Source organism: Pontibacter populi (genome assembly GCF_040278685.1).
GTDB lineage: Bacteria > Bacteroidota > Bacteroidia > Cytophagales > Hymenobacteraceae > Pontibacter > Pontibacter populi.
In genome coordinates this window covers 33116-51975 of record NZ_JBEOKT010000017.1, presented here as the reverse complement: position 1 = coordinate 51975, position 18860 = coordinate 33116, and the positions used below count along the sequence as shown (strand labels likewise).

The following is an 18860-nucleotide window of genomic DNA, read 5'->3' as shown; positions in this document are numbered from 1 at the left end:
GTTTTGCGGTCGCTTCTATACTTCAGCTACTGCCCGGTAAGTTGTGTAAGAGTATTTAAGTGGCATCCGGAGCGTTTATCTCCTTCGCCACTTAAATATAGTTGGTTTCTGATATTATTAAAAGTCTTCGTCCAGCGAAAAAACATTTTTATCCGATCCGCCCAGTACGCCGGCTTTCTGGTATTCGCCTACGCGTTTCTCGAAGAAGTTTGTCTTGCCTTGCAGCGAGATCATCTCCATAAAATCGAATGGGTTGGTAGCGTTGTAGATCTTGCTGTAACCAAGTGATATTAACAGGCGGTCTGCTACGAACTCGATGTACTGGCTCATCAGCTTTGCATTCATCCCGATCAGGTCAACCGGTAATGCATCTGTTACAAATTCCTGTTCTATAGCTACTGCGTCCTTTATAATGGCGTGAATGCGTTCTTCAGAAAGCTTGTTCTGCAGCATAGAGTATAGCAGGCAGGCAAAATCGCAATGCAGGCCTTCGTCACGGGATATCAGCTCGTTAGAGAATGTTAAGCCTGGCATTAAACCACGCTTCTTCATCCAGAATATAGAGCAGAACGAACCGGAGAAGAAAATACCCTCAACGGCAGCAAATGCTACCAGTCTTTCAACAAAGTCTTCGCTGTTTATCCATTTAAGCGCCCATTCACCTTTTTTCTTCACGCATGGTACTGTCTCCAGTGCATTGAACAGGTGGTCTTTCTCAGATTGCTTCTTTATATAAGTGTCTATCAGGAGCGAATAGGTTTCGGAGTGGATGTTCTCCATCATGATCTGGAAACCATAGAAACAACGCGCTTCCGGCAACTGCACTTCCTGCATAAAGTTTACAGCCAGGTTCTCGTTAACGATACCGTCTGATGCGGCAAAGAAAGCAAGTACGTGACTGATGAAATGGCGCTCGCCATCGTTCAGGTTATCCCAGTCTTTCAGGTCCTGGCTAAGGTCTATCTCTTCTGCAGTCCAAAAGCTGGCTTCAGCCTTTTTATACATCTGCCATACCTCATCATGCTGAATCGGGAACAGTACAAAGCGGTTTGGGTTTTCTTGTAATATTGGCTCCATAAGCTACTAAATGTTTTATTGGTTGAAGGGGTAAGCTAATCAGCTTAGAAAACACCCCATATTTACTTTTGTTTTCGACGGGTGCCCGGCAGGTACCCGATAGTATCGTGACTTCAAATATAGAGAATTGAACTTGAAACTAGGGGCTAAAGTTGTTCAATTTATGCACAAATAATTAACTGGCTGATGCTGTGTTATTTGTGTCGAAATCAACACGGTTATGCACATGCGTTATCACATATATTATCATATGATTATATTGGTATTTATCTAAAAGATGTGTTTTAAGTGCAATGTTCAGGCGCTCTATAGTGTTTAAACACGTTATCGTAAGCATAAAGTGAAATAAAAGTCCAAAAAGCATAATTAAATGCCTTGCCCAGGAGGTGACCCACGGAGAAATAAAAAATGCTTTGTGGAAAAGTGTGGAAAAGTATTTTTGATGCAACTGTCTGCCTGTTATATGGTTAAGGCTGTTTTAAAGATGTGCAAAAAGATGTCCCTGATATTTCAACATGGTTATCCACATTGTGTAATTGCTCTCTTTATTTAGATGAACAAATTAAGCAGCAAGCATTTGCAAATTAAATATTAGCGCCGTACTTTTGCAGACTAAATTTTAAACATACATTGAAGCTGATGTACGCAATTGTAGAAATCGCAGGTCAACAGACCAAAGTAGAGAGCGGTAAGTTTATCTACTCTAACAAGCTTTCCGGCAATGAAGGTGACGCCGTTGAGTTCGCCAATGTTCTTCTTACAGATGATAACGGTACACTAACCGTTGGTGCTCCATTCGTAAGCGGTGTTAAAGTGGTTGGTAAAATCCTTGGCAACGTGAGAGGCGAGAAAATCCGCATTTTCAAGAAGAAGAGAAGAAAAGGGTATAGAAAGTCTAGAGGACATCGTTCTGACTATACGAAAGTTCTTATCGAGAGCATTGGTTAAGAGTAAGAGGAAATTATCGTAGAAACTTTCAGGCCCAGGCCTGATTAAATAGTAAACAAAATGGCACACAAAAAAGGAGCTGGTAGTTCTAACAACGGTCGTGAGTCACATTCAAAACGACTAGGTGTTAAGATTTATGGTGGCCAGGAAATTATCGCTGGTAACATCATTGTAAGACAAAGAGGTACTGCACACCACCCAGGCAAAAACGTGGGTATGGGTAAAGACCACACTCTGTTCGCACTTATTGATGGCAAAGTAGAATTTAAGAAAAGCGTTAAGAATCGTTCTTACGTTTCTGTAATTCCTAACGTAGTAGCTGAGGCTTAATACGAAACTTTGCAGATGCAACAGAAAAGGGATGCCGGAAGGTATCCCTTTTTTATTTTGTAAGATGGTGAACTAGAGATTTTTAGTCTCGTATAATAGACTATAAAGAGTTATAGTTAATACAATTAAACTCTTTTAGGAAAAGGACACTTAATGTGTCCTTTTCTGCTTTTCAGACATTCCTGAGCAAGCCTGCAACTATAGTTATATACTAATGAAACATAATTGTGGCTTTTTGCGGATATGTGTAGTAACTTGCAGTTTCTTATCAAGAAAGACCGAGGGAATGGGCCCTGTGACGTCTTAGCAACCTTGACTAAACTTGGTGCTAACTCCCTTCCGGAAGCTCTTGCTGTCCGGAGAAGATAAGATAGACCTCCTTTCTCTGGGTGTCCTTTCTTGATAAGCAGTAGCAGTTTGCAAAGCGAGAAGACGGATACCAACATGAAGAACAACCATCCCATTTACAGTTTATTAAAGGAACGCGTGCTTGTGCTTGATGGCGCAATGGGCACCATGATCCAGCGTTATCAGCTATCAGAAGCCGATTTCCGTGGCGAGCGCTTTAAAGATCACCCATCTGACCTGAAAGGCAACAACGACCTGCTCTCCATTACCCGCCCGGATATCATCAAAGCCATTCATACTGAGTACCTGGAAGCTGGGGCTGATATTATTGAGACCAACACATTCAGTGGTACAACTATAGCTATGGCTGACTATAAGCTGGAGCATATCGTGTATGAACTCAACTATGAGTCGGCTAAAATTGCGCGGGAAGCTGCAGATGAAGTGGAAGCCAAAGATCCTTCGCATAAACGTTTTGTAGCCGGTGCTATCGGCCCGACAAACCGTACCGCTTCGCTTTCCCCGGATGTAAACAACCCTGGCTACCGAGCTATAACATTCGACCAACTGGTAGAGGCTTATTATGAGCAGGTGCGTGGTTTGGTAGATGGCGGCTCTGATCTGTTGCTGGTAGAAACTGTTTTTGATACGCTGAACTGTAAGGCTGCCCTTTTCGCGATACAGCAATTTGTAAATGATGGCGGTAAAGAGCTGCCAATTATGATATCCGGAACTATAACTGATGCCAGTGGCCGCACCTTGTCTGGCCAGACCGTAGAAGCCTTTTACAACTCTATCTCGCATGCGCCTATTCTAAGCATAGGCTTTAACTGTGCCTTAGGGGCGCGACAGCTAAAAACACACATACAGGAGCTTTCCCGCATTTCGGACTGTTACATCAGTGCTTATCCGAACGCCGGCTTGCCGAACGCCTTTGGCGGCTACGACGAAACTGCCCAGCAAATGGGAGCTATAGTTGAGGAATATCTGAAAGAAGGTCTGGTAAATATTTTGGGAGGTTGTTGTGGTACTACGCCAGTACACACCAAAGTAATTGCAGACTTAGTGCGAAAGTATAAACCGCACGTTCCTACCCCGGTTGCCCCACTCCCACGTTACAGCGGCCTCGAGCCCCTAACTATAACCCCCGAAAGCCTTTTTGTGAATGTCGGTGAACGTACCAATGTTACCGGCTCCAAAATGTTCTCCCGCCTTATCGTCAATGGTCAGTTTGAAGAAGCTTTGGCAGTTGCCCGTCAGCAGGTAGAAGGCGGTGCCCAGATCATCGATGTGAACATGGACGAAGGCATGCTTGACTCGGAGCAGGCCATGACAAACTTTCTCAACCTGATCGCCTCTGAACCGGATATTTCCAAACTTCCTATCATGATCGACTCTTCGAAGTGGAGTGTGATTGAGGCTGGATTGAAATGTGTACAAGGCAAATCTATAGTTAACTCCATCTCACTTAAAGAAGGTGAAGAAGCCTTTAAGAAATTAGCCCGTAAAGTGCGCCAGTATGGTGCCGCGGTGGTGGTGATGGCATTTGATGAGCAGGGCCAAGCCGATACCTTGGACCGCAGAAAAGAGATCTGCGAACGCTCTTACCGCATATTGGTTGATGAAGTAGGCTTCCCGCCGCAAGACATTATTTTTGACCCGAACATACTTGCCATTGCTACAGGAATAGAAGAACATAACAACTATGCAGTTGACTATATCGAAGTAGTAAAATGGATAAAAGCCAACCTGCCACATGCGCTTATAAGTGGTGGCGTAAGTAACCTGTCATTCTCGTTTAGGGGTAACGATGCCGTGCGTGAAGCGATGCACACCGTGTTTTTATACTATGCCGTGCAGGCTGGTATGGACATGGGTATTGTGAATGCCGGTATGCTGGGCGTGTACAGCGAAATACCAACCGAACTGCGCGACCTGATAGAAGATGTGATCTTTAACCGCCGCCCGGATGCAACTGAGAAGCTGGTAAACTATGCTGAAACTGTAAAAGGTAAAGGCAAGACTGCCGCTGCCGCTGATACCGCATGGCGCGATGCCCCGGTAAAAGAACGTCTGGAGCATGCATTGGTGCGCGGTATAGTTGATTTTATTGAAGAAGACACTGAGGAAGCCCGTCAGAAAGCTGCCAAAACGCTGGATGTTATTGAAGGTCCGCTGATGGCAGGTATGTCGGTGGTGGGTGATCTGTTCGGTGCCGGTAAGATGTTTTTGCCGCAGGTAGTGAAAAGTGCCCGCGTGATGAAGAAATCGGTGGCGTACCTGTTGCCGTTTATGGAAGCAGAGAAGCTAGCCGGTGATACGTCTAAATCTACAGCCGGGACCATACTTATGGCAACTGTAAAAGGCGACGTACACGATATTGGCAAAAACATTGTGGGTGTGGTGCTGGCTTGTAATAATTATGAAGTAATAGATCTGGGCGTGATGGTGCAGCTAGACAAGATCCTGTCTGAAGCCGAAGCGCATAATGTAGATATCATTGGCTTGAGCGGATTGATCACGCCATCGCTGGACGAGATGGTATATGTGGCGCAGGAAATGGAACGTCGTGGCATGAAGATTCCGCTACTGATTGGTGGGGCAACTACTTCGCGTGTACATACAGCTGTGAAAATTGCGCCTCAGTATAGCGGGCCGGTAGTGCATGTGCATGATGCTTCGCGAAGTGTAACTGTAGTGAGCAGTCTGTTGAGCAGTGAGCGCGATAGCTATATTGCCGAGATCAAAGCCGAATACGAAAAGCTGCGCGAAGACCACCTGAGTCGAACCAAAGACCGTGCATTTGCAACTATAGAAGAAGCCCGTGCCAACAAGTATAAAGTTGACTGGAACACCACCAAGCCAACCAAGCCAAGCTTTATTGGTAACAAAACATACACCAACTACCCGCTTTCCGAGATAGTTCCGTACATCGACTGGACACCATTCTTTCATGCTTGGGAGCTCAAGCGCCAATACCCGAAAATATTGACCGACCCTGAGTTAGGCATTGAAGCAACCAAACTGTTTAACGATGCCCAGCAAATGCTGCAGGAGATCGTGGATAAGCAATTACTGGAAGCGCGTGCTGTAGTTGGATTCTACCCAGCCAACGTGGAAGCAGACGATACCATTGAAGTATACGCCGATGATTCACGTGAAAACGTGCTGACGGAATTCCATACCTTAAGGCAGCAGGGCAAAAAAGGTGGTAATGTACCGAACATGGCTTTCTCAGATTTTGTGGCACCGAAAGAAACAGGCGTGCCCGATTACATTGGCGGCTTTGTGGTATCAGTTGGTTTTGGTATTGAGAGGCTTATTGAAAAGTACGAAGCGGATCACGATGATTATAAGGCTATTATGGTGAAAGCGCTGGCGGATAGACTTGCAGAAGCTTTTGCGGAACTGATGCATGCTAAAGTGCGCAGAGAACTGTGGGGTTATGAGCCAAATGAAAACCTGAGCAATGAAGATCTGATCAAGGAAAACTATAAAGGTATCCGCCCTGCGCCAGGTTACCCGGGCTGTCCGGATCATACTGAAAAGATCACCCTGTTTAATTTGCTGGATGCCGAAAGAACGTCCGGGGTTATACTTACCGAAAACCTGGCCATGTACCCAACAGCAGCCGTGAGTGGTCTATACTTCTCGCATCCGGAGTCAAAGTACTTTGGATTAGGTAAAATTGGTGAAGACCAGGTGGCTGACATTGCGCAGCGCAAAGGCATGCCGAAAGAAGAACTGGAACGCTGGCTGTCGCCGAACCTGAACTATGAGCCGAAGCCATTGGCGCAGCAGGCGGTGTAGTTAGTTATTTTATTCTGTTATTTCTCCTGCTGGTGCGAGCTTGTAGCTCGTGCCAAACTATATTAGAGTATGAAAGATACGAGCTACAAGCTCGCTCCAGCAACAAGCCGGCAGGCAAATCAACTTTTTAACAATTGAACCATCTAACAATTTACCATATAAATTGAAAGTAACAGACCACTTCAGAAACGCCAACGGGAAAACCCTGTTCACTTTTGAGATACTGCCTCCACTGAAAGGCGAGAACATGCGAATACTCTTTAACCATATCGACCCCTTAATGGAGTTTAAACCGCCATTTATTGATGTGACTTACCACCGGGAGGAGTATGTGTATAAGCAGCGCGAAAATGGCCTTTTAGAGAAAATTACTACACGCAAGCGCCCAGGCACGGTTGGTATTTGTGCGGCCATCCAAAACAACTATAAGGTAGATACAGTACCGCACCTTATTTGCGGAGGATTTAACAAAGAGGAAACAGAGAACGCCCTGATTGACCTTCATTTTCTCGGAATAGACAATGTACTGGTGCTGCGCGGCGACTGTGTGAAAAGCGAACAGCGTTTTGTGCCGGAGCCGGGAGGCCATCATTATGCAACAGAGCTTATCGGGCAGGTGGTTGATATGAACAACGGACGCTATTTAGATGATGAGCAAACCTACCACAACCCTACCGATTTCTGCATAGGTGTGGCAGGCTACCCCGAAAAACACTTTGAAGCACCTAACCAGAAATCGGACCTGCGCTGGTTGAAAAAGAAGGTGGAATTGGGTGCGGAATACATTGTAACCCAGATGTTCTTCGAAAACCAGAAGTATTTTGATTTTGTGAACCGCTGTCGCGAAGAAGGTATCACTGTACCGATCATTCCGGGGTTAAAACCGATGACTACTAAAACCCAGCTAACCTTACTGCCAAGCCTTTTCCATATTGAAGTGCCTTGTGATCTGGCCGATGCCATAGAAGACTGCCCGGATAATAAGGCAGCTGCACAGGTGGGTGTAGAGTGGGCCATCAAACAATCGAAAGAACTGATGGAATTTGGTGTGCCCTGCCTGCATTATTACTCTATGGGCAGATCAGAATCGGTTCGTAAAGTGGCCGAAGCCTTATTTTAAAAATAACACTCCTTACAAACAACTAAACTGCTTAAGGCCGGGGCAACTGCTCCGGCTTTTGAGTTTATAGTTGATCGGGCTTAAATATTTCGGCAATCATACAGCGCACGCTGCCACCACCGCATTGCTCTATCATGTGTATCGGGAAGTGTAACAGGTGGTCGTTATGTCTTTTAAGCTTTGCTAATTGATCATCTGAAAGCGAACGATAAGCTGCTTCAGACATGACAAGTATCGTCTCGTTTTGCTTGTTGCGCAACTGCAGCATGTTGCCTGCAAAATAATGGTGCGTCTGGTCAGCAGTTAGTTCGATGATCTCTTTCCCGGTGCTTTCTAGTTGCTGGCGTAAGTTATCCCTGTCTTTAGCATCCACCACCTCCAGGCCAACTATAGCATATGTATCACCAAGGCACATCATGACGTTAGTATGATAAATAAGCTCGGCAGTGGGGCCGTAGGCTTTAAAAGTTACCGGTTTGTAGTTTAACTTGTCGCAGAATTCCTGTAGCGGTTCCAACTCTGTTCTTGGCGATAAGGCGGCATAGGCAATTTTGTTTTTCCTGTCCAGGATCATGCTCCCTGTTCCTTCCAGGAATTTTGGTTCAGGCAGTTCCTCGAAGTACTCTAGTTTTAGATGGTCACGGTAACCATACTTCTCTTTCAGGAAATCAATAATATCCTGCCGGCGTTCCTGGCGGCGGTTGGCTGGGGCCATAGGGTAGGTAACCAACTGACCGGATTGGTGTGTGGAGAACCAGTTATTTGGGAAGATAGAATCCGGGGTGCTTGAGTTGTCCAGATCACGGATCACGTTAACCTCCACACCAACTTCCTGTAGTTGCTCCACCTTCTGCCTGAATTCCTGTAGCGCTCTTTCCTGCACTTCTTCAAGCGTTAAGCCTTCTGCCTGCTTCTGGAATTTGTTTGTCTCAGCTGCCAAAGGGTTGTAGCCAAAGTTTGTCGGCTCTATCATCAGGATGGTGTCAGTTGTCTGTTGCATGGCCAACTATAGTTGTGGAAAAACCGGCGATAAACTATAAAGCACAGGTTTACTTGGGCTGGCATCTAACTGCAGGCTGGTGATCTGTAGATTTAACAAGTATACCCCATCCACAATGTAGTTCGGCACATAGATGAGCTCGGTTATAGTAGCGCCGCAGCGGGTATTTTTAGGATATTGCCAGAACCCATGATGACATAAAAGTTTACCTTCGTCAAGTTCACGGTCTACGGAGGGCAGGTCTAAAAGCAAATGTTGCACACCTTTCTCAGCTAAATACTGGCCTATAGTTGGCTCTAGGTATGGCGGGTTGGTGCCGGAATAATGCCTGGTTAGCTTATCGTCGGAGTTAGGTATGGTGCGAACTATAACCGCTTCCGGTTTCAGGCCTTCCAGTTGTTTCTTTACATCATCCAGCAGTACCACCTCGTCGCCGTTCTCCTGTTTTTGCGGAGCTATAGTTATAAGCTGGGCTACAAACAGAAAGCGTTTCAGGCAATTATGGATGGTGGCATGTTCGTCTGCAGAAATATGACCATAGCACTCGGTGTGGGTGCCATTGCCGTGCGGGGTTATATGCACACGTTTATAGTTGGTGCTGCCGCCCTCTGCCACAGATCCTACAAAATCACCAACCCGGATCACATCAAACTGAACAGGTTCGGCCCAAAAACACTCCGGCTGTAGTTGCCTGTCGTGCAGCGGCATCGAAATATCCAGCGGTTGCAGCGGGTTAAAACTATAAGCCTGGTCGTGGTAGGTAATGGTAGCTTCCATAATTAACAAGTATAAGCGAAATTAAGCAAACCTGTCAACTATAAAAGATTAAAACGAACTATACTTCCAGCAGCCAGCGCACTGCCTCCTCCTCCGAAGCAAAGTCCTGGATCTGGTAAGATATTTCGCCGGCAGCGTCTGCCCTGGCCACTACTGAGGTGAGCGCCAGTTTCTTGAACAGGTTATCGGGCATTACGCGGGCCATTTTCTTTAGAGCAGTCTGGGAGAACAAACTATAGTAGGTATTAGAGAGCCAGTCTTTTGTGTCGGGGCCTAGGATAGAGACCTGCTGCGAGTTTACAAGAACGATTTCTGCATTCCTTTCAGCAATTACGTCGTGTGCCCGCATTGCTTCCATCATAAATTCTTTGTCGGTTAGCGGCCGCAACCATTCTGTTCTGATATAGGCGAGGCTTTCGTCAGCTTCGATCTTGAAGTTATCTGAACTATAAACTGTTGTAAGTTGAAGCAGCAACATGGAAAAGCATGATCAGGTGAGGGTGACTAGGTAAAAAGACATACGTTAACTGTAAAGTTATGTGCTAACTATAGTAAGGTTTAATGAGTTATAAACAGCTACTCCACAAACAGATCGAGCGTGATCTGGTCGGCTAGTAGTTTGCCTTTGTCAGTCAGGTATAATACCTCATCTTTTATAGTTGCCAGTTCTTTTTGCTGAAGTTGCTGCAGGTAAGATCGGTGCGTTGCCTCTATATCGTAACTATAATTGTCGCGCATTTTTGTTAGGTCGCAGCCCCATATGGTGCGTAGCGTGGTAAGCAGGTAATCGTTGGCCTGGTCTGCTAAGGTCAGATCTTCAGTTTCTGCAGGGATGATCTGCTGACTAATGGCTTCTGTATACTTGCGGTTATTAGCTACATTATACTGCCTGCTGTTGCCGTTAAAAGAATGCGCACTCGGGCCCACACCCAAATAATGCACGCCGCGCCAGTAATTGCTGTTGTGTTTCGACTCGTAGCCCGGTTTACAGAAATTGGATATCTCGTACTGCACAAAGCCATGCAGTGCCATTTGCTCTAACAATATCTCAAACTGCTGGGCAGTAAAATCATCCTCAGAAGGTATAAACTTACCTTTTTTGCTCCAGCGGCCCAGCGCCGTGTCAGGTTCTATAGTAAGGGCGTAGCAGGAAACATGTTGCACGTCTAGTGAGAAAAGCGTTTCCAGGTCCTGTAGCCAAATGCTGTGGTCAGGTGCCGGAATGCCATAGATAAGATCTACCGTAATGTTATCAAAACCGGCGGCCTGTGCATCTTTTACACATTGCAGGCTTTCGGTGGCGTTGTGGGCGCGGTTCATCATGCGCAGGTGTGGCTCATGAAACGACTGTAAACCTATACTTAACCGGTTTATACCTGCGGATTTCAGTTCCTGTAGTTTCTCCGGCGAAAGGTCGTCAGGGTTGGCTTCCAGGGTGATTTCTGCGTTATCAGCAACTATAAACAACGATCTTATAGTTTGCAGCAACAGCTCCAGTTCCTGCTGTGTAAGCAGTGATGGTGTGCCGCCACCAAAGTAAATCGTTTCTATAGTTTGGTCCTGCAGGTAATTCTGGCGCAGTTGCAGTTCACGGGCAATGGCATCTACTGTTGCCGACTTGTGCCCCATACTTGTACTGAAATGGAAATCGCAGTAATGGCAAGCCTGTTTGCAGAATGGGATATGTAGGTAAATTCCGGCCAAGAGTTATCTGGTTAAATTGCTGAGTTGTTAAATTGTTGATGAACTATAAATCTGTAATACAGAACCCGTTACCTTTGTGAGTATAATAAGGTATATAAGCCTGCTGGTTTAATAGGTTAACAATTTAGCCGTTAAACAATTCAACAATCAATTACACAAATGTATAAAATAGCTGCCGTAGTGTTGTGTTTGCTTTTGTGGGTGCCGTATGTGCACGCACAAAAACAGCCTGATGCGCCTTTGCAGCCCAAAATTATCCTTCGCGTTCATACTACTCCGGATGATGCTCCTCGGCTCCGGAACTATAGTTTCCAGGTTACTCACCCCGACTCAGCAGAAGCAAATAAAGAAGTAAAGTCGTTGGTTTATAAAATGCAGCAGGATGCCTATCTGCTTACTTCAGCGGATAGTTTATACCTGCGCAACGATACGCTTCACGTGAAACTATTCATTGGCGAAAGGTTTGAATATGCCAGCCTGCGGAACGGTAACCTAAGCGAAGGTATTCTGATCGAGTCTGGTTTCCGGGAGAAGTTTTACCGCAATGTGCCTTTTAAGCCAGCCGAATATGTAAAGCTGCAGCAACGCATACTGGATTATGCCGAACGTAACGGCTACCCTTTTGCCAGTGTGTGGCTGGATACGATAACTATAAAAGACAATAAGATTGAAGCTGCCCTGATGGTAGAAAAGGCTTTTATAGTTACCTACGACTCGGTGCAGGTGATGGGTGGCAGCAAAACGAAACCAAAGTTCCTGATGCGCTACCTGCAACTATACCCGGGCCAGCCATATAACCAGGAACAGATAGAAGCTACCCAGCGCATGCTTACTGCTTTGCCTTACATCAGAGTGACAAGGCCACCGCAGGTACGATTTGCCCGCGATAAAGCACGGGTTTATTATTTCCTGGAAGATCGGCAGTCGAACCAGATAGATGGTGTAGTTGGCTTTTTACCTGACCCCAGCCGCAGCGGCAATAAGCTCCTGATAACCGGCGAAGCCAACCTGAACATCCGGAACATACGCGGTACTGGCAAAAGCATAGGCCTGCAATGGCGGCGAGTAAATAAAGGCTCTGTTATACTTAATGGCGAGTACCTACACCCAAACCTGTTCGGTACGCCGTTCGAGCTGGGTACGCGTTTTAACTTGCTCAAACAGGATTCATCGTTTATAACCATACAACCGCGCCTGCAACTGGGCTACTATACCCTAAAGTATGGCAAGTTTAGTGTGTATGGCGAGTGGCGTAATTCCCGGATCTTAGGTGATGTTAGTACCCAAAGCCTTCGCAACCTCGACCTGGCTGATGCCCGCACCACTACTTATGGCTTTAATTACCTCTGGAACAACCTCGATGACTTTTACTTTCCGCGACGTGGCCGGTTAGTAGAACTGGAACTGGCAGCCGGCACCAAAACCCTGTTACGCAACGCCGACCTCGAGAAAAGCTTTTACGATACCCTGGATATGCGCACTACGCAACTGAGCCTGGGTATAAGGGCTGAGAACTTTTTCCGGTTAAGCAAGAACAGTGCTTTACTGGCCAGAATTGAAGGTAATGCCTTACTAAACGACCAGGTTTTCCTGAACGATATGTACCGGCTGGGTGGCCTTACTTCTATCCGCGGCTTCGACGATTATTTCTTCTATGCCTCTTCTTATGCCATCGGAACTATTGAGTATCGTTTGTTTACGGCTGCCGATTCGTATGTGCTGCTTTTCTACGACCAAGCCTACTACCGCAGCGATCTGGAAAAATCGGAGGCAAGTGGCTGGCCTTCGGGTTTGGGTGGCGGAATTAGTTTTAGTACAGGCGCAGGAATTTTTCAGTTAGTGTATTCCGTGGGACGATCTGAGCAACAGCCACTTTCGCTCAAGTACTCCAAAATACACTTCGGGATAACCAGTAAATTTTAACTTTTTTTGCCTTTTTTAGGTACAATCACTTGCAAGGTAAGATTTGATATACTACTTTTGTAACACAATAACAGTGCGGGATGGAGCAGTTGGTAGCTCGTTGGGCTCATAACCCAAAGGTCACAGGTTCGAGTCCTGTTCCCGCTACCTAAACAGAAGCCTGATTCAGAAATGAGTCAGGCTTTTTTGTTTTTATACTAATTGCTGGAAGTTAATCCTATACTTTCACTTAGCTCATTCTCATAGACTTAGGGTGCTTGCACACATATAAGTCATTTAATAAATTAGCTTTTCCAAGTTCTAAATGCTCCTTTCCTAACTAAACCTAAATACTATGTTTATGATAGAATGTCTTAAGGCTGGTGACTTAAAGGTAAACTCTGTCTTAAAGCAACTTGAAATAGCGGACGGTCAAATAATATATCCCTTCGATAAAATTAAAAATTCAGAATGGGGGTATGTATATGAAAAGTTTGTAGGGCAGATCTTAGAAAGTGAAGGCTTTAAAGTTACCTATAACGGGTTTAATGGTTTTACAGACGATGGAATAGATTTGATTGCTGAGAAAGGAAATGCTATAACTTTCATCCAATGCAAATATTTCCAAACCAAAAAACTTTCTAAAAGTCATATAAACGAAATACTTTTCAAGGCCTCAAAAAAACTATCGGAAGCTTACAGAGAAAAGGACAAACAGCTTGCCTTTGCTTTGGTAGTACACTGCACCGAGAGTAACTTCAGACGTACCCCGCTTAAAGAAGATCCAAACAAACAAGAATACCCTTGGCTACACTGCTTTAAAAGTCAGGACCGTAGATATCCTAATTTAAGAGTAGGTTTCAGGGAGATACCAATGCATACATAAGATTAACGACATAGCTAAAATGTCCATTTTAGCATAGAGAAGTAGCGTTTTGGAAGAAGTATCAATAAGACTGAGCCTGCGCGCTTTATAAAACATAATTAAACCTGAAGTTGCCATGTGTAATATGTTGATTATCAGATATTTTTAGTTATAACAGATTAAAATCCGTATATTACATATAGCAGACTTGCCAAGAGCTACTTTACCCTTCATATGGCAAGTATTTTTTCATAGATTGATTCCAGAACGGCACATATCTTAGCTTGTATCCGTTGCTTTGGGTTAATGCATCCCCCGTTGGTATGACTTCCCAAACCGCGAACGCTTCGAATAACGAAAGCGAAATACAACAACAGTACAACAAAATATTAGTCAAACTCCGGAGCACCGTCGCTAACCACAGAGCCGATTTTCCGCAACTTTCAACAGTCGAGAAGTTTTTGGATGTAGAATTCCCAGAAGCGAACAGAGACGAAGACTTTGTAAACAGGTTGGATGAAATATGCTCTTTCCTAAATAAGTTAAGCTCAGGTTCTTACATCATCCGTCACCTGCACCACTACTTGTGCGGGGATGTGGAGTTAGTCAAAAACAAAACTTTTCATTTGTTGAATGAGCACGATGATTACCTGATATTCCCAGGTTAGTACGAATCAGATTTCGTAATCGGTAATAAAGAACTTACATGGGCTTCATAGCTACGCTATAAGGGAAGTAAAGGCTGAGCTTGACATTACCTAAACACACATTTGTTAAATGTTAAATGGGAATTGGGTCAAGTAATGGTGTTTAGGCAAAGTCTGCAATGGCTGCTAAATCATTAAAGATATTGTTCGATAAATGAAGGTTATGTTCTACAACAAAGAAGCTTGATTCAGAAATGAGTCAGGCTTTTTTGTTTTCATTTTGGGTGGTACAACTATAATTTCCTGATTATCACTTATAAACTTGGTTTCCTACAGAAACTTTACCTTTTCTTAATATGCTAAAGCAGTGATATATTTTCTTCAATAAAGTACCTTTGCGGCATCAACCCTTAGTTACTTTTCATGAAGAGAATTCTACTCGCTTTCAGTATCTTACTGTCGGCAACGCTGCAGCTTGTGGCACAAACGGCCCCGCCAGCCAATTTATCGGGCAATGAGCTTAAAACCTGGCTCAAAACAAACTGGTATGATGGGAAACACAATAATTTAAGTTACAGTACGGCGCGTGGCAAGATGTATAATTACATCGACAACTACGACAATAAAGTGACCTGCGTGTATTCTGGCTACCAGGAAACGAAGGCATATAGCGAGTCGAATACCTCTACCACTATGTCTAACATTAACTGCGAGCATAGTATACCACAGTCCTGGTTTGGTAGCAGCACGCCAATGGTGTCAGATATCCATCATCTTTATCCGACTGTTATCCAGTGGAACAGCGACCGCGGCAGCGACCCATTCGCCGAGATACCGGATAACACAACCACCAAATGGATACGCGGAACAACTTCTCAGACTACTATTCCTGCCGCTAACATCAGCGAGTATAGCGAAGATACTAATTCGCAGTTTGAGCCCCGAGAAGACCATAAAGGCAACCTGGCCCGAACAGCTTTCTACTTTTATACCATGTACCCGACGCAGGCCGGTAACATTACCCGCCTGGCAGATATAAACACTCTATACCAGTGGCACCTGCAGGACCCGGTGGATGACCGTGAGCGTGAGCGTAACCGAAGAACAGAAATAGCACAGGGTAACCGTAACCCCTATATCGATTATCCGGAACTGGTAGCCAAGGCGTGGGGACTTACCCCTGTAAACTGCTCACCTGCTACCCAGCTAACAAGCCTTACAGCTGCTCAGAAAACAACTTCAACTATAACACTTAACTGGGCAAACGGCTCCGGCGACAGACGACTTATAGTTGTGAAAGAAGGAAGCGCAGCCAACCTGGCACCAACCGGATCTTATACCGGCATTAATTCTGATTTTACAGCAGCCACAGACCAGGGCAACGGCAACCGTATAGTTTACTATAACAGTGGCAGCTCCGTAACTATAACCGGCCTTAAGGCTAATACAGCTTACTATGTACAGGCTTTTGAGGCGTGTTCATCTGATAATACCTACAATACCACCAATGCGCCAACTATAACTGTAACCACTCCTGATTATGCATGTACCGGTGTGCCAACAGCTGTTACAGCAGTAACATCAGGTAGCGTTACACAAAGCGGCTTTAACCTGAGCTGGACAAACGGCTCTGGCGACGGCAGAATAGTTGTGGTAAGAAAAGGCGAGGCTCCGGCATTTAAGCCACAGGCGGGTATCACTTATAATGGGGCCTCGGCAAATTATGCCACAGCAACAACGCTTACTGATGGTAGCAAACTGATCTATAACGGTGCTGGCAATGAGGTGGTAGTGGCTGGTCTTGAGGCAGGTAGCCTTTACTTTGTACAGGTATTTGAAAGTTGCTCTAACGGCTACCAATACGAAACTGCTACCGCACCATCCTTAGCTGTTACAACCGCAGCTGCCAACAACCCGCCAACCGGCAATGGCAACGTAATAGCTATCCAGAATTTTAACGGAACAGCAAACGATGGCTGGGTAGTAACTTCAGGTTTCAGCAGCTCTACCATAAATACTGGCTTACCTGACGGACAACGGATAAAGACAGGTGCAAGCTTACAGGTATCTAATGCCACAAAAGAAGTTGTGTTAGCTGACGTTAATACTACTGGTAAACAGGATGTGTACTTTGAGCTCTATAATTCTTCCGTTTCAGTAACAACAGGCAATGGTTTTGATACCGGAGATTACCTGGAAGTATATGTAGCCCTGAATGGTGCTGATTTTTCAACCACACCAGACATTAAGATCACTGGAAATGCCAGCGATAATAATATTCGGTACGGCATGGATGGTACGGCAACAATAACTACAGCTGCAGGTACTCCGACAGAGAAAATATTTACAGAGAAACTTACTTCTCCAAATGTATTGGCTGCAGACAAAGCGCCATCAGTTCTTCGTGTAACTATACCAAATGGTACTACTTCAGTAAAGGCAAAGGTTAATATCAAAAATAATTCATCAAACGAAGTGTGGAATGTAGAAGACGTGGCTCTTTATGCAGCTGCTTCTGCTCCTGCTGATTGTGATGAGTTTACCCTGGAAGGGCATGCGGGCGAAGATAAAACGCTTTATGTTGGTCAGGCAGTAACTATAGGTGGTGCTGCTGTGGCTGGCTATACCTATAGCTGGTCCCCTGCAACCGGTTTATCTGACGCAACTCTAGCTAACCCAACCATTACATTTACTACGCCGGGTACTTATGTATATACACTTGCAGCAACCAAAGAAGGATGCGTATCTACAGACCAGGTAACACTTACAGTACAGGCTATTACGGCACCAACAGCAAATGATGTTACGATCTGCGCTGGCCAGACTGCTACTTTAACAGTAGCTAACGCAGTTGCAGAATTTACCTATAAATGGTATGATGCTGAAACAGCAGGGACACTATTGCATACAGGCGTTACCTATACTACATCTCAGCTTACTGCCACAACATCATATTACGTAGAGGCTGTTAATGCGGCAGGTGTAGCAAGTACCCGTACAAAAGCTACTGTTAATGTTGCTTCCGGAAATCCTGAGGCGGCTACTATAACTGGCCAGAATGTAGTTTGTCCCGGCGAAACAGTAACCTATACAGCGAATGCACAAAGTGGTATTACCAGCTATAGTTGGAGTGTGCCTGAAGGATGGACTATCGTTTCTGGTGGTAATACAGCGCAGTTAACTGTAGTTGCAGGCACTACAGCCGGTAATGTTAGTATAACAGTAGCCAATAACTGTGGCGGAAGCACTGCTACAGATCTGGCAGTAACTATAACGACACCAATTGCGGACAATACAATCAGCGAAGTGCAAACAATATGCGCTGGTCAGGCTCCGGCAACTATAAACGGCTCGGCTGCAACCGGCGGAAACGGAACTTACACCTACCAGTGGCAAACCAGCACTGATGGTACTAACTTTGTGCCTGCCGCAGGTGTTAATAACAGTCAGAACTATAGTGCAGGTGCTTTAAATGCAACCACGTACATCCGCAGAAAAGTAACGTCAGGTACATGCGGCGAAAGCATCAGTGCAGCTATCAAGATCACTGTAAATGCAGCTCCTGCCAAACCAACTATAAGCCAGCAGGCAAACCAGCTGACTGCAAGTGTGGCAGGCTCTGGTTATGAGTGGGCCAAAGATGGTGTAACTATAGCAGGTGCTACAACACAAACCATAACTATAACCGAGGCTGGCAGCTACACTGTGCGTGTGCAAAACGAAGCTGGTTGTTACTCTGTAATTTCGGATGCGGTGCAGGCAACAGTGCAGCCAACTGCCATCGAAGACGAAATAGCATCAGGTGTTATAGTAGCGCCAAACCCGGCCCGTGGTAAATTCAGCATCTCAACAGAGGTGCCGCTGCAGCAGGCCGAAGTAATTATTACAAACCTGTTGGGTAGTGTGGTGTATCGTGCTACTCTGCCGGTATTGCAGGATAAACTGGATGTGGACCTGAGCAGGCTTCCGGCTGGTTTATATGTAGTGCAATTGCAGGCAAAGCAGCTAAAAGTGGTGCGTAAAGTGCTTGTAACAAAATAACGTTATAAATTTATACTTACCGAAGGCCCTGCAGCTAACCTGCAGGGCCTTTTTGCGTTTATATGCTGTATGCCAGTTATTCTATTACCCTCTTACCTATACCTGGCGCTATTTAGTATCGTTTTTTAGAAAACAAACTGATTTTTAGCTTTATTATCTGTTGATAATGAGATTGTTAAGGTTGTGTGTCTTTTTTGGTTTAGCAACCTTTCTGCTAGTAGTTTGACAACAGCTATAACTTTTGATCTGATACCAGGCAGAAGGCCTAACACTTTGTTTAGCGGTATCTGC

At 45.1% G+C, this 18860-nt stretch carries 13 protein-coding genes, 1 tRNA gene and 1 riboswitch; of the genes, 9 read left to right on the top strand and 5 right to left on the bottom strand.

From position 1 onward, the window contains the following. Positions 1–117 precede the first annotated feature (117 nt). The gene (locus ABS362_RS15795; RefSeq protein ID WP_350413569.1) at positions 118–1077 is read right to left on the bottom strand and encodes a ribonucleoside-diphosphate reductase small subunit; all 960 of its coding nucleotides are present in this window, start codon (positions 1075–1077) and stop codon (positions 118–120) included. 639 nt (positions 1078–1716) lie between these two features. On the opposite strand from ABS362_RS15795, the gene rplU reads away from it, so the two are divergent. The 4 genes from rplU to metF all read left to right on the top strand — a co-directional run bounded on the left by rplU (position 1717) and on the right by metF (position 7633). Next, positions 1717–2025 (top strand): 50S ribosomal protein L21, encoded by a 309-nt coding sequence (gene rplU, locus ABS362_RS15790; protein ID WP_350413568.1) that lies wholly within the window; start codon positions 1717–1719, stop codon positions 2023–2025. A gap of 60 nt (positions 2026–2085) precedes the next feature. Continuing rightward, positions 2086–2355 (top strand): 50S ribosomal protein L27, encoded by a 270-nt coding sequence (gene rpmA / locus ABS362_RS15785; RefSeq protein WP_162428176.1) that lies wholly within the window; start codon positions 2086–2088, stop codon positions 2353–2355. Between the two features lie 262 nt (positions 2356–2617). Then, positions 2618–2727: riboswitch (SAM riboswitch) on the top strand. A 72-nt stretch (positions 2728–2799) separates the two neighbouring features. After that, on the top strand, positions 2800–6513 hold the full coding sequence (gene metH / locus ABS362_RS15780) for a methionine synthase (protein ID WP_350413566.1): 3714 nt from the start codon (positions 2800–2802) through the stop codon (positions 6511–6513). A 163-nt stretch (positions 6514–6676) separates the two neighbouring features. Next, the gene (gene metF, locus ABS362_RS15775; protein WP_350413565.1) at positions 6677–7633 is read left to right on the top strand and encodes a methylenetetrahydrofolate reductase [NAD(P)H]; all 957 of its coding nucleotides are present in this window, start codon (positions 6677–6679) and stop codon (positions 7631–7633) included. Between the two features lie 64 nt (positions 7634–7697). Here metF and ctlX read toward each other — a convergent pair whose 3' ends face one another. The 4 genes from ctlX to hemW form a co-directional block, all read right to left on the bottom strand. After that, complete coding sequence (gene ctlX, locus ABS362_RS15770) at positions 7698–8633, bottom strand: citrulline utilization hydrolase CtlX (RefSeq protein ID WP_350413563.1); 936 nt, start codon at positions 8631–8633, stop codon at positions 7698–7700. Positions 8634–8639: 6 nt separating this feature from the next. Continuing rightward, entirely contained in the window at positions 8640–9410 is a 771-nt protein-coding gene (locus ABS362_RS15765; RefSeq protein ID WP_350413561.1) for a cyclase family protein, read from the bottom strand. Positions 9411–9468: 58 nt separating this feature from the next. Beyond that, positions 9469–9888 (bottom strand): hypothetical protein, encoded by a 420-nt coding sequence (locus ABS362_RS15760; RefSeq protein WP_350413560.1) that lies wholly within the window; start codon positions 9886–9888, stop codon positions 9469–9471. Positions 9889–9986: 98 nt separating this feature from the next. Then, the gene (hemW, locus tag ABS362_RS15755) at positions 9987–11114 is read right to left on the bottom strand and encodes a radical SAM family heme chaperone HemW (RefSeq protein WP_350413559.1); all 1128 of its coding nucleotides are present in this window, start codon (positions 11112–11114) and stop codon (positions 9987–9989) included. Positions 11115–11273: 159 nt separating this feature from the next. Here hemW and ABS362_RS15750 point away from each other — a divergent pair, with 159 nt between their 5' ends. The 5 genes from ABS362_RS15750 to ABS362_RS15730 all read left to right on the top strand — a co-directional run bounded on the left by ABS362_RS15750 (position 11274) and on the right by ABS362_RS15730 (position 18569). Beyond that, entirely contained in the window at positions 11274–13037 is a 1764-nt protein-coding gene (locus ABS362_RS15750) for a BamA/TamA family outer membrane protein (protein WP_350413558.1), read from the top strand. Between the two features lie 74 nt (positions 13038–13111). Beyond that, positions 13112–13184: transfer RNA gene (locus ABS362_RS15745), tRNA-Met, on the top strand. A gap of 187 nt (positions 13185–13371) precedes the next feature. Beyond that, positions 13372–13902 (top strand): restriction endonuclease, encoded by a 531-nt coding sequence (locus ABS362_RS15740; protein WP_350413556.1) that lies wholly within the window; start codon positions 13372–13374, stop codon positions 13900–13902. Between the two features lie 302 nt (positions 13903–14204). Beyond that, a complete protein-coding gene (locus tag ABS362_RS15735; RefSeq protein WP_350413554.1) occupies positions 14205–14549 on the top strand; it encodes a hypothetical protein in 345 nt (114 codons plus the stop codon). A gap of 402 nt (positions 14550–14951) precedes the next feature. Continuing rightward, positions 14952–18569, top strand: coding sequence for an endonuclease (locus ABS362_RS15730; protein WP_350413552.1), 3618 nt, complete (start codon positions 14952–14954; stop codon positions 18567–18569). The last annotated feature ends 291 nt before the right edge of the window (positions 18570–18860 follow it).